This is a genomic window from Salmonella sp. NW645, from assembly GCF_051703725.1.
In the GTDB taxonomy this organism is placed as follows: Bacteria; Pseudomonadota; Gammaproteobacteria; order Enterobacterales; family Enterobacteriaceae; genus Salmonella; species Salmonella enterica.
The window spans coordinates 594,335-607,330 of the sequence record NZ_JAMMKR010000002.1 but is presented as its reverse complement, the minus strand read 5'-3'; the positions used below and the strand labels follow the sequence as shown (position 1 = coordinate 607,330).

Genomic DNA, 12,996 nt, shown 5'->3' with positions numbered 1-12,996 from the left:
CGGAGCAGATAATGAAAAAGGTTATGTTAAGCGCTCTGTTACTGTCGTTACCCTTGCTGGGCTACGCGCAGGAACGGTTCCCCTCCCCGGAAGCGGCCGCCAGCGCCTTCGCCGCGGCGGTAGCCGGCAAAAACGAAACGCAGCTTACCGCGCTACTGGGCGATGACTGGCGGCAATTTCTGCCGCCGGAAGGCGCCGATCCCGAGGCCGTGGCCCGCTTCAACCGTGACTGGCGCGAAGGCCATCGCATTGTACAAAAAGACAATACGGTGCACCTGAATGTCGGACGAGAAGACTGGCAGCTCCCGGTGCCCATGGTGAAAGAGGCTGGCGGCTGGCGCTTTGATATGGCGGCAGCCGGGAATGAGATCCTCACCCGTACTATTGGGAGAAATGAACTTTCTACCTTACAGGCTATGCATGCTTACGTTGATGCGCAGCAGGACTATTACTTACAAAACCATCGCTGGGCGCACAGGATAATCAGTAGCGAAGGCCAAAAAGATGGCCTGTACTGGCCAACCAAAGCAGGCGACGCCCCCAGTCCCTTAGGCCCAAACTTTAGCCCCGCAGCGCCAGATGAGGGTTACCACGGCTACCATTTCCGTATTATCAGCGATAACGACGGTCACGGCGCGGCGCTTCTGGCCTGGCCGATGCATTACGGCGAAACCGGGGTGATGAGTTTTATGGTCAACCAGGACGATCGTATTTATCAGGCGGATTTAGGCAAAGAGACGGAGAGTAAAGTTCAGGCTATCACGCGTTTTGCGCCAGACGCGCAGTGGCAGGTCGCCGAATAACCCGTAAGCGCCTGGCGTTATCGCCAGGCCATGATCATTAGCCCTGATGCGGCATTAATTCCGGGTGGCCTTGTACCGGCGGCTTGTTGCTGGTCAGCGCGGCTTCATCAGCCTGAATGCTGCCGGAATTGGCCGCCCATACGCCTTCATGCGTGTGGGTGATCTGCTGATGCTGCGCATTCAAATCCTCGCCCATTGCCGCAATATGCGTACTTTCCGTACCGCCGCTGTTAGTCGCCCAGGGGATGACGGGATCGCTGGCAAATGCCATGCCGGAGATCAACGTCGCGGTTAGCACTGCTGTTGTCAGAAAAAGTTTCATATATCAAACCTCATAATTAGCTCGCTATTATTTTATATCGTTACTAATTTCAGGGTGATGACAAAGTAAGGAGAGGTATTTCTTATGAAACAATTAGTTGGTCGAAAATGACTGACAAAGGCACTACCGACGGCATAAGGTTTGAAAAGCGCACTGCTGCGGAAAAGATAAATTTTGCGGTTTCGTTATCCTTCGCCATCATTTGACACATCTGATTTGCCATGCATAAAAAAAGCGGCTGTAAAGCCGCTTTTCTGTGTCGAATGGCGCATTGCCACCTACAGAAGATTATTTCTTCTTCGCTTTCGGGTTCGGCAGGTCAGTAATGCTACCTTCGAAGATTTCCGCCGCCAGGCCCACGGACTCATGCAGAGTCGGGTGCGCATGAATGGTCAGCGCGATGTCTTCCGCGTCACAGCCCATTTCGATCGCCAGACCGATTTCACCCAGCAGCTCGCCGCCGTTGGTGCCGACAATCGCCCCGCCGATCACGCGGTGAGATTCTTTGTCGAAAATCAGTTTGGTCATACCGTCTGCGCAGTCAGAAGCGATAGCACGGCCAGAAGCTGCCCACGGGAAGGTGGCGGTTTCATAGCTGATGCCTTTTTCTTTCGCTTCTTTCTCGGTCAGGCCAACCCATGCCACTTCTGGCTCGGTGTACGCGATAGACGGGATAACTTTCGGATCGAAGTAGTGTTTCTTCCCGGCGATAACTTCAGCGGCAACGTGGCCTTCGTGAACGCCTTTATGCGCCAGCATCGGCTGACCGACGATATCGCCGATAGCGAAGATGTGCGGCACGTTGGTGCGCAGCTGTTTGTCGACGCGGATAAAGCCACGGTCGTCAACTTCCACGCCTGCTTTGCCCGCGTCGAGGTTTTTACCGTTCGGCACACGACCGATCGCCACCAGAACCGCATCATAGCGCTGCGCTTCAGCCGGGGCTTTTTTGCCTTCCATCGAAACGTAGATACCGTCTTCTTTCGCTTCAACGGCAGTTACTTTGGTTTCCAGCATCAGGTTGAATTTCTTGCTGATGCGCTTGGTGAAGACTTTAACGATGTCTTTATCAGCCGCCGGGATAACCTGGTCGAACATTTCAACCACGTCAATCTCTGAACCCAGCGCGTGGTATACGGTACCCATTTCCAGACCGATGATACCGCCGCCCATGACCAGCATACGCTTCGGCACTTCTTTCAGTTCCAGAGCGTCGGTAGAATCCCATACGCGCGGGTCTTCATGCGGAATAAACGGTAATTGGATCGGACGAGAACCTGCCGCGATAATCGCGTTGTCGAAGTTGATCACGGTTTTGCCGTTTTCGCCTTCAACTTCCAGGGTGTTCGCCCCGGTGAATTTACCCAGACCGTTGACCACTTTCACTTTACGGCCTTTGGCCATACCCGCCAGACCGCCGGTCAGCTGCGTGATCACTTTCTCTTTCCAGGTACGAATCTTGTCGATATCGGTTTTCGGCTCACCGAAGACGATACCGTGTTCAGCCAGCGCTTTGGCTTCTTCGATAACTTTTGCTACGTGCAGCAGCGCTTTAGAAGGGATACAGCCGACGTTCAGACAAACACCGCCAAGGGTGCTGTAACGTTCTACAATTACGGTTTCCAGACCTAAATCAGCGCAACGGAAAGCGGCAGAATAGCCTGCCGGGCCCGCCCCAAGTACCACGACCTGAGTTTTGATTTCAGTACTCATCATGACCTCTTTATTTGTATCCGGCGGTCCGGGGTACTTGATCGCCCATCATCCACCGGGTCGTTCTATCCGCCCGTATCTTACAAAATTGTTAACAATTTTGAAACAACAAACGGATCACGAATTATCGCTTTCGCTAATAACCTCACAAAATACATGAGATTATCAAAAAAAAGCCGGCCGTCGGGCCGGCTTTTTCGCTTACATCACCAGACGGCGAATGTCAGACAACATATTGTTGATAATGGTAATGAAACGCGCACCATCAGCACCATCGATCACACGGTGGTCGAAGGAAAGAGAGATAGGCATCATCAGACGCGGCACAAACTCTTTCCCATTCCACACCGGTTCCATCGCCGACTTAGAAACGCCGAGGATAGCCACTTCCGGCGCGTTGACAATCGGCGCGAAGTGGGTAGTTCCCAGGCCGCCGATGCTGGAGATAGTGAAGCAACCACCCTGCATTTCGCCAGCGGTCAGCTTACCATCACGCGCTTTTTTGGAGATGGTGGTCAGTTCGCGAGACAGCTCGGTCACGCTCTTCTTATTCACGTCTTTAAAGACCGGAACCACCAGGCCATTCGGGGTATCAACCGCCACGCCGATGTTGATATATTTTTTCAGGGTCAGACGCTGACCGTCTTCGGACAGAGAGCTGTTGAAGCGCGGCATCTGTTCCAGAGCAGCGGCAACCGCTTTCATGATGAAGACCACTGGCGTGTATTTCACATCCAGTTTGCGCTTCTCAGCTTCGGCGTTCTGCTGTTTACGGAACGCTTCCAGATCGGTGATATCGGTTTTGTCGAAGTGCGTAACGTGCGGGATCATCACCCAGTTACGGCTCAGGTTCGCGCCAGAGATTTTCTGGATACGGCCCAGTTCCACTTCTTCAACTTCACCAAACTTGCTGAAGTCCACTTTCGGCCACGGCAACATACCCGGGATACCGCCGCCCGCAGCAGCCGGCGCAGCTTCCGCGCGTTTGATAGCATCTTTCACGTAAGCCTGAACGTCTTCGCGCAGAATACGGCCTTTACGACCAGTCCCTTTCACTTTCGCCAGGTTGACGCCAAACTCACGCGCCAGGCGGCGAATCAGCGGAGTAGCGTGAACGTAAGCGTCGTTTTCAGCGAACTCAGACTTGCCTTCCGCTTTGGCAGCCGGGGCAGCAGGCTTCTCAGCTTTCGCCGCCGGAGCCGGTGCCGCCGCTTCCTGTTTAGCCGGAGCGGCCGCAGGCGCTGCGCCTTCTACTTCGAAGACCATAATCAGAGAACCGGTTTTCACTTTGTCGCCGGTGCTGATTTTGATTTCTTTCACGGTGCCCGCGAACGGCGCAGGCACTTCCATGGAGGCTTTGTCGCCTTCCACGGTGATCAGCGACTGTTCAGCGGCAACTTTATCGCCGACTTTGACCATCACTTCGGTGACTTCAACTTCGTCGCCGCCGATGTCCGGTACGTTAACGTCTTTCACGCCCGTCGCTGCTGGAGCAGCCGCTGCCGGAGCGGCCTCCGCTTTCGCTGGTGCTGCGGCAGGCGCTGCGCCCGCCACTTCGAAGACCATAATCAGTGAGCCGGTAGACACTTTATCACCGGTGTTCACTTTGATCTCTTTCACGGTGCCCGCGAACGGCGCCGGCACTTCCATAGAGGCCTTGTCACCTTCGACGGTGATCAGCGACTGTTCAGCTTCAACGGTGTCGCCCACTTTCACCATCACTTCAGTCACTTCAACTTCGTCACTGCCGATATCCGGAACGTGAACGTCTTTCGCCGCTGCCGCAGCAGGTGCTGCTGCCGGAGCCGCTTCTTTCTTCTCTTCTGCCTTAGCAGGTGCAGCGTCAGCTGCACCGTCGGCGGAATCGAAAATCATGATAAGTGCACCGGTCTCGGTTTTGTCGCCGACAGAGACTTTGATCTCTTTCACGACGCCAGCCTGCGGAGACGGGACTTCCATAGAGGCTTTGTCGCCTTCTACGGTGATCAGCGACTGTTCAGCTTCCACTTTGTCGCCCACTTTGACCAGAATCTCGGTGATTTCAACTTCATCTGTCCCGATGTCCGGTACTTTGATTTCGATAGCCATTATTCTTTTACCTCTTACGCCAGACGCGGGTTAACTTTATCTGCATCGATGTTGAATTTGGTAATCGCATCCGCTACCACTTTCTTGTCGATTTCGCCACGTTTAGCCAGTTCGCCCAGCGCTGCAACAACCACATAAGAAGCATCAACTTCGAAGTGGTGACGCAGGTTCTCACGGCTGTCGGAACGACCGAAGCCATCCGTACCCAGTACGCGATAGTCGTCAGCCGGTACGTAAGTACGAACCTGCTCGGCGAACAGTTTCATATAGTCAGTAGATGCCACTGCCGGAGCGTCGTTCATCACCTGAGCGATGTACGGAACGCGCGGGGTTTCCAGCGGGTGCAGCATGTTCCAGCGCTCACAATCCTGACCATCACGCGCCAGTTCGGTGAAGGAGGTTACGCTGTACACGTCAGAACCTACGCCGTAGTCTTTCGCCAGGATCTGTGCTGCTTCACGCACATGACGCAGGATAGAACCGGAGCCCAGCAGCTGAACTTTACCTTTGCTACCTTCAAGGGTTTCGAGTTTGTAGATACCTTTACGGATACCTTCCTCGGCACCTGCTGGCATGGCCGGCATGTGGTAGTTTTCGTTCAGGGTGGTGATGTAGTAGTAAACGTTCTCTTGTTTCTCACCGTACATACGCTCCAGACCATCATGCATGATGACAGCCACTTCGTAAGCGTAAGCCGGGTCGTAAGAGATACAGTTCGGGATAGTCAGCGACTGAATATGGCTGTGACCATCTTCGTGCTGCAGACCTTCGCCGTTCAGCGTTGTACGACCGGAAGTCCCGCCGATCAGGAAGCCGCGAGCCTGCTGGTCGCCAGCCTGCCAGCACAGGTCGCCGATACGCTGGAACCCGAACATGGAGTAGTAGATGTAGAACGGGATCATCGGCAGATCGTTGGTGCTGTAAGAGGTCGCCGCAGCCAGCCAGGATGCGCCTGCGCCCAGCTCGTTGATACCTTCCTGCAGAATCTGGCCTTTCTCGTCTTCTTTGTAGTAAGCAACCTGCTCACGGTCCTGCGGGGTGTACTGCTGGCCGTTCGGGCTGTAGATACCAATCTGACGGAACAGACCTTCCATACCGAAAGTACGCGCTTCGTCAGCGATGATCGGAACCAGGCGATCTTTGATCGACTTGTTCTTCAGCATCACGTTCAGGGCACGCACGAAAGCGATCGTAGTGGAAATCTCTTTGCTTTGCTCTTCCAGCAGCGCGCCGAAATCTGAAAGTTGAGGCAGCTCTAACTTCTCGGTGAAGTTCGGCTGACGGCTTGGCAGGTAGCCATGCAGCGCCTGACGGCGTTCATGCAGGTATTTGTGTTCTTCAGAACCTTCCGGGAAGGTAATGTACGGCAGTTTTTCGAGATCAGCATCGGCAACCGGCACGTTGAAACGATCGCGGACGTAACGCACGCCGTCCATGTTCATTTTCTTAACCTGGTGAGCGATGTTTTTACCTTCAGCAGTGTCACCCATGCCGTAACCTTTAATGGTATGGGCGAGGATTACAGTTGCTTTGCCTTTGGTTTCCTGCGCTTTTTTCAGTGCAGCGTAGACTTTCTTCGGATCGTGACCACCACGGTTCAGGGCCCAAATCTGCTCGTCAGTCCAGTCAGCCACCAGCGCTGCGGTTTCCGGGTATTTACCGAAGAAGTGCTCACGTACGTATGCGCCATCTTTGGATTTGAAGGTCTGGTAGTCGCCGTCAACGGTTTCGTTCATCAGCTGGATCAGTTTACCGCTGGTGTCTTTACGCAGCAGCTCATCCCAACGACCGCCCCACATGACTTTGATAACGTTCCAGCCAGCACCTGCAAAGATGCCTTCCAGTTCGTTAACAATCTTGCCGTTACCGGTGACCGGGCCGTCAAGACGCTGCAGGTTACAGTTGATAACAAAGACCAGGTTGTCCAGTTTTTCACGGGTCGCGATAGTGATCGCACCTTTAGATTCTGGCTCATCCATCTCGCCGTCGCCGAGGAAGGCGTAAACGGTCTGTTTAGAGGTATCTTTCAGGCCGCGGTGTTCCAGATATTTCAGGAATTTCGCCTGGTAGATAGCACCGATTGGGCCCAGACCCATAGAGACGGTCGGGAACTGCCAGAATTCCGGCATCAGTTTCGGGTGCGGATAGGAAGAGAGGCCATTGCCGTGAACTTCCTGACGGAAGTTATCCATCTGTTCCTGGGTCAGACGACCTTCCAGGAACGCGCGAGCGTAGATGCCCGGAGAGATGTGGCCCTGGAAGTACACCAGGTCGCCGCCATCCTGTTCGTTGCGCGCACGGAAGAAATGGTTGAAACAGACATCATAGATCGTGGCGGAAGACTGGAAGGACGCCATGTGGCCGCCCAACTCAAGGTCTTTTTTAGACGCGCGCAGCACGGTCATGATGGCGTTCCAGCGGATAGCAGAACGAATGCGACGTTCCAGCTCCAGATTGCCCGGGTATTCCGGTTCGTCTTCAACGGCAATAGTGTTGATGTAATTACTGGCCCCTGCGCCTGCCGCGACTTTCACGCCGCCTTTGCGAGCTTCAGAAAGCAGTTGGTCAATCAGATACTGAGCGCGCTCAACACCTTCTTCACGGATGACCGATTCGATCGCCTGTAGCCAGTCGCGAGTTTCGATCGGATCCACGTCATTTGGGAAACGTTCTGACATGGGGGTATTCCTTATCTATCTAATACGTTGAGTTATCTGGAACCTGTCCCATTAAACTTTCGTCAGAAAGCTTAATAAGACAGGTTCTGCGTTTAGTTGCCGCGCACATTTTTACGCGTTATTCACAACATCTTCTGGTTAACGTTCTGCCAGAAAAAACTAATTCTTGCGCTGCTCCAGACGGCGTAAGGCGCGTTCACGACGGCTCTCCTCACGGCTTCTGTCCAGCATAATCTCTTCGATAAACGCCAGATGGCGGTGTGACGCTTCACGCGCTTCTTCTGGTTTTCCGGCCATAATGGCTTCAAATATACGAGTGCGATGCGTACTCACCAGCGGCAGCATCTCCCGACGCGCATACAGCAATTCGAAGTTCTGCCGCACGTTTTGCGCCAGCATCGGCTCCATACACCTTAGCAGATGAAGCAATACCACGTTGTGTGCCGCTTCGGTGACGGCGATTTGATACTGGAGCACGGCTTCGGACTCGGCATCCAGATCGCCGGACTCTTGCGCCAGCTCAATGGCATGGTGCAGCTCGCGAATACGGTCTTTATCTTCATCGGTGCTGCGCAGCGCCGCGTAATAAGCCGCAATGCCTTCCAGAGCATGGCGCGTTTCGAGCAGGTCAAACTGGGATTCAGGGTGATCGGAGAGCAGTTCCACCAGCGGGTCGCTAAAGCTCTGCCACAGGCTGCTCTGCACGAAGGTTCCGCCGCCCTGACGACGAAGCAACAATCCCTTCGCTTCGAGACGTTGAATCGCCTCGCGCAAGGAGGGACGGGAGACGTCGAACTGTTTTGCCAGTTCACGTTCCGGTGGGAGTTTTTCTCCGGGACGCAATGTTCCCTCAAGGATTAAAAACTCCAGCTGCTGCTCGATCACATCGGAGAGTTTTGGTTGGCGGATTTTGCTGTAGGCCATGATTTCCTGTCTTAAGCCATTTGCCCGGAGTCAATTGGTCTTACCAATTTCATGTCTGTGACGCTAAAGTAACAAAGTATTCACCTTCTGTCCATACAGGTTTTGATTGAAATCAGTAAAGGAGGCACATTTTAACAATTTTACAGAAATCATGTTTCAAAACTGTAACTGTGCACAAATGTTAAATTTACCCACCAGGAGGTAAATTTAACGTATTTGAAACGATAAAAAATCTCATCTGAACCGATTCAACAGTAGATTAAATGCATTTTTATGCATAAATAATGAATAAAAACAAATTAACATCTGTAAGGGAAAATAAAAGGAGGTATTTACAAGTGCTTTCTTTTTACGCAACTCGTCATCACCCCTGCACAAAGCAGGTGCATTCGCGGCCACATACCATTATTCTGATCAAGACGAAAGAGTTGAAGTGACATTTTAAAAAACGAGCTTGTAAATAAATCAATACAAAAAGCGGAATTGCAAACTTACACACGCACTACTGCATCGTTCAAAATAAGCGCGTTATGAATAAACCGCGCCCGATACACGAGGTTTTATAATGGACAGTCAGCAGCACGGCGAGCAGCTCAAGCGCGGCCTGAAAAACCGCCATATTCAGCTTATCGCATTGGGCGGCGCGATAGGGACAGGCTTGTTCCTGGGAAGCGCCTCCGTTATTCAGTCGGCGGGGCCAGGAATTATCCTGGGCTATGCGATTGCAGGCTTTATTGCCTTTCTGATTATGCGCCAGCTGGGGGAGATGGTGGTTGAAGAACCGGTCGCCGGCTCTTTTAGCCACTTCGCCTATAAATACTGGGGCGGCTTTGCCGGATTCGCTTCCGGCTGGAACTACTGGGTGCTGTACGTATTAGTTGCCATGGCGGAACTGACCGCAGTGGGTAAATATATCCAGTTCTGGTATCCGGAGATCCCCACCTGGGCTTCTGCGGCAGCCTTCTTTGTGATTATCAACGCCATCAACCTGACCAACGTTAAAGTGTTCGGTGAGATGGAGTTTTGGTTCGCCATTATTAAAGTGATCGCCGTCATCGCTATGATTCTGTTCGGCGCGTGGTTACTCTTCAGCGATACCGCTGGTCCGCAGGCAACCGTGCGCAACCTGTGGGAACAGGGCGGCTTTCTGCCGCATGGCTGGACCGGGCTGGTGATGATGATGGCCATTATTATGTTTTCGTTTGGCGGACTGGAGCTGGTAGGGATCACCGCCGCTGAAGCCGATAACCCGGAACAGAGCATTCCCAAAGCCACCAATCAGGTTATCTATCGCATCCTGATTTTTTATATCGGCTCGCTGGCGGTCCTGCTTTCGCTGCTGCCATGGACTCGCGTCACCGCCGATACCAGCCCGTTTGTCCTTATCTTCCATGAACTGGGCGATACGTTTGTCGCCAATGCGCTGAATATCGTGGTTCTCACCGCCGCGCTATCGGTTTATAACAGCTGCGTTTACTGCAACAGCCGTATGCTGTTCGGTCTGGCCCAGCAGGGAAATGCGCCGAAAGCGCTGCTGAACGTCGACAAACGCGGCGTGCCGGTGAGCTCCATTTTGGTTTCCGCCGTCGTGACGGCGTTGTGCGTGCTGCTCAACTACCTGGCCCCAGAGTCCGCATTCGGACTGCTGATGGCGCTGGTGGTCTCCGCGCTGGTCATTAACTGGGCGATGATTAGCCTTGCCCATATGATGTTCCGTCGCGCAAAACAGCAGCAGGGCGTGAAAACCCGCTTCCCGGCCCTGTTTTATCCGTTCGGCAACGTTCTCTGTCTGCTGTTTATGGCGGCGGTATTGATCATTATGCTGATGACGCCAGGTATGGCGATCTCCGTGTGGCTGATTCCGGTATGGCTGCTCATCCTGGGCGTCGGCTACCTGTGTAAAGAAAAAACGGCAAAAACGGTGAAAGCCCACTGATCGTGGCGTTACTTTTCCGCCCTCCCCGTCCGGGGAGGGTGTTATCTGTCTCACAGTTTCCCACGTATAACCATTTTATCCATATCAGCGGCGTGATCCTGCTACGCAAATAAAAGCTCGCAGGCGAATAATTACCGCCATCATCTGATGGGGAGAAGTCTCAATGGATAAGGGCAGACTTTCGGTAAGAGAGAAAATCGGGTATGGCATGGGTGACGCCGGATGTAACATTATTTTTGGCGCTATCATGCTGTTTGTTAATTATTTTTATACGGATATTTTTGGTCTTGCCCCGGCGTTAGTCGGTGTTTTACTCCTTTCAGTACGCGTTATCGATGCCGTTACCGATCCGGTGATGGGCGCGCTTGCCGATCGTACCCAAAGTAAATATGGTCGTTTCCGCCCCTGGCTACTGTGGATTGCATTTCCCTACGCGCTGTTCAGCGTGCTGATGTTCACGACGCCGGACTGGGGCTATAACAGCAAAGTTGTCTATGCTTTCGTCACCTATTTTCTGCTTTCCGTGACCTACACCGCCATCAATATTCCCTATTGCTCACTGGGCGGCGTGATCACCAACGATCCAAAAGAGCGCGTGGCCTGTCAGGCTTATCGCTTCGTGTTAGTCGGCATCGCGACGCTGTTGTTATCGTTAACGCTATTGCCGATGGTGGACTGGTTTGGCGGCGGCGACAAAGCCAAAGGCTATCAGTTGGCGATGACCGTGCTGGCGATTATCGGCATGGGTATGTTTCTGTTCTGCTTTGCCAGCGTCCGCGAACGCGTTCGCCCTGCCGTTCCGACGCACGATGATATGAAGAATGATTTCAAAGACGTGTGGAAAAACGATCAATGGGTACGCATTCTGCTATTGACCTTATGTAACGTCTGCCCGGGGTTTATCCGTATGGCGGCGACCATGTATTACGTCACCTGGGTGATGGGACAAAGCACCCATTTCGCTACGCTTTTTATTAGCCTTGGCGTGGTCGGTATGATGATCGGCAGTATGCTGGCAAAAGTCTTAACCGATCGCTGGTGTAAATTGAAGGTATTTTTCTGGACCAATATCGCGCTGGCGATTTTCTCCTGCGCGTTCTATTTCTTTGATCCGAAAGCTACCGTGATGATAGTGGCGCTCTACTTCCTGCTCAATATTCTGCATCAGATCCCTTCCCCGTTGCACTGGTCGCTGATGGCGGACGTCGATGATTACGGCGAATGGAAAACCGGCAAACGCATTACCGGTATTAGCTTCTCCGGTAATCTGTTCTTCCTGAAACTGGGCCTGGCGATTGCCGGGGCGATGGTCGGCTTTTTGCTCTCCTGGTACGGTTATGACGCCAGCGCCAAAGCGCAAAGCGCTTCGGCGATGAACGGTATTATGCTGTTGTTTACCGTTATCCCTGGCGTTGGCTATCTGATTACCGCAGGCGTGGTACGTCTGCTGAAAGTTGACCGTGAACTGATGAAAAAAATCCAGGACGATTTGGAAAAACGTCGCACTAATTACCGCGAATTGAGTGAGTTGCAGGAGCTCAAAGCCGCTGAAAGCGTAAGGAAAGCCTGATGGCAAACTGGCCAAACCCGTTTATTGAACAACGTGCCGATCCGTTTATTTTACGCGACGGCAGCGATTACTACTTTATTGCCTCCGTACCGGAATATGACAGGCTGGAAATCCGCCGGGCTGATTCGCTGGAAGGGTTGCGCGCCGCCGACCCCGTTGTCGTCTGGCGCAAACCGGAAAGCGGCCCGATGAGCCAGCTCATCTGGGCACCGGAAATGCACCGCATCAACGGTAAGTGGTACATCTATTTTGCCGCTACCCATACTCAAGCGCTTGATAAGCTGGGAATGTTCCAGCACCGCATGTTTGCCCTGGAGTGCGCCGATGCCGACCCACTCACCGGCAAGTGGACGGAGAAAGGTCAAATTAAAACACCGTTTGATACCTTCGCCCTCGATGCCACCACTTTTTATCATCAGGGAAAACAGTGGTATCTGTGGGCGCAAAAAGCGCCGGATATTGCCGGTAACTCAAATATTTATCTGGCTGAACTGGAAAACCCGTGGACTCTTAAAGGCGAGCCGGTAAGACTCAGTAAGCCAGAGTACGACTGGGAGTGTCGGGGTTTTTGGGTTAACGAAGGTCCGGCCGTCGTGGTGCATGGCGACAAGCTGTTTATCAGCTATTCGGCCAGCGCCACCGATGAAAACTACTGTATGGGGTTACTGTGGATTAACGTAAACGACGATCCGCGCGATCCGGCCAACTGGCATAAATCACCGCGCCCGGTCTTTACCACCAGCTATGAGAATCGCCAGTATGGGCCGGGACACAACAGCTTTACGCAAACGCCGGAAGGTGAAGATGTACTGGTGTACCACGCGAGAAATTACACCGAAATTGAAGGCGATCCGTTGTACGATCCCAACCGCCATACGCGTCTGAAACGGGTGCGCTGGGACGAAAACGGGATGCCTGATTTTGGCGTACCGCCAGCCGATACGATCTAAGCCGTTGCACTG

At 53.1% G+C, this 12,996-nt stretch carries 9 protein-coding genes; 4 read left to right on the top strand and 5 right to left on the bottom strand.

Features of this window, described 5'->3' with window-relative positions:
- Positions 1 to 11: 11 nt before the first annotated feature.
- Complete coding sequence (locus tag NA389_RS06700) at positions 12 to 803, top strand: DUF2950 family protein (protein ID WP_000757456.1); 792 nt, start codon at positions 12 to 14, stop codon at positions 801 to 803.
- Positions 804 to 840: 37 nt separating this feature from the next.
- Here the strand turns inward: NA389_RS06700 and NA389_RS06695 are convergent, their stop codons facing one another.
- The 5 genes from NA389_RS06695 to pdhR all read right to left on the bottom strand — a co-directional run bounded on the left by NA389_RS06695 (position 841) and on the right by pdhR (position 8,528).
- Positions 841 to 1,125, bottom strand: a complete 285-nt coding sequence (locus NA389_RS06695) for a hypothetical protein (RefSeq protein ID WP_000765368.1) — start codon at positions 1,123 to 1,125, stop codon at positions 841 to 843.
- A gap of 288 nt (positions 1,126 to 1,413) precedes the next feature.
- Entirely contained in the window at positions 1,414 to 2,838 is a 1,425-nt protein-coding gene (gene lpdA / locus NA389_RS06690) for a dihydrolipoyl dehydrogenase (RefSeq protein ID WP_001529952.1), read from the bottom strand.
- 201 nt (positions 2,839 to 3,039) lie between these two features.
- A complete protein-coding gene (aceF, locus tag NA389_RS06685) occupies positions 3,040 to 4,926 on the bottom strand; it encodes a pyruvate dehydrogenase complex dihydrolipoyllysine-residue acetyltransferase (protein WP_000963593.1) in 1,887 nt (628 codons plus the stop codon).
- A 14-nt stretch (positions 4,927 to 4,940) separates the two neighbouring features.
- Positions 4,941 to 7,604, bottom strand: coding sequence for a pyruvate dehydrogenase (acetyl-transferring), homodimeric type (gene aceE / locus NA389_RS06680; protein ID WP_000003840.1), 2,664 nt, complete (start codon positions 7,602 to 7,604; stop codon positions 4,941 to 4,943).
- A 159-nt stretch (positions 7,605 to 7,763) separates the two neighbouring features.
- The gene (gene pdhR / locus NA389_RS06675; RefSeq protein WP_000331771.1) at positions 7,764 to 8,528 is read right to left on the bottom strand and encodes a pyruvate dehydrogenase complex transcriptional repressor PdhR; all 765 of its coding nucleotides are present in this window, start codon (positions 8,526 to 8,528) and stop codon (positions 7,764 to 7,766) included.
- 562 nt (positions 8,529 to 9,090) lie between these two features.
- Here pdhR and aroP point away from each other — a divergent pair.
- The 3 genes from aroP to NA389_RS06660 all read left to right on the top strand — a co-directional run bounded on the left by aroP (position 9,091) and on the right by NA389_RS06660 (position 12,984).
- Positions 9,091 to 10,464 (top strand): aromatic amino acid transporter AroP, encoded by a 1,374-nt coding sequence (gene aroP / locus NA389_RS06670; RefSeq protein WP_000969487.1) that lies wholly within the window; start codon positions 9,091 to 9,093, stop codon positions 10,462 to 10,464.
- A gap of 163 nt (positions 10,465 to 10,627) precedes the next feature.
- Positions 10,628 to 12,034, top strand: coding sequence for a glycoside-pentoside-hexuronide (GPH):cation symporter (locus NA389_RS06665; protein WP_000357539.1), 1,407 nt, complete (start codon positions 10,628 to 10,630; stop codon positions 12,032 to 12,034).
- Complete coding sequence (locus tag NA389_RS06660; RefSeq protein ID WP_000024771.1) at positions 12,034 to 12,984, top strand: glycoside hydrolase family 43 protein; 951 nt, start codon at positions 12,034 to 12,036, stop codon at positions 12,982 to 12,984. The genes NA389_RS06665 and NA389_RS06660 overlap by 1 nt, the downstream gene beginning before the upstream one ends.
- Positions 12,985 to 12,996 lie beyond the last annotated feature (12 nt).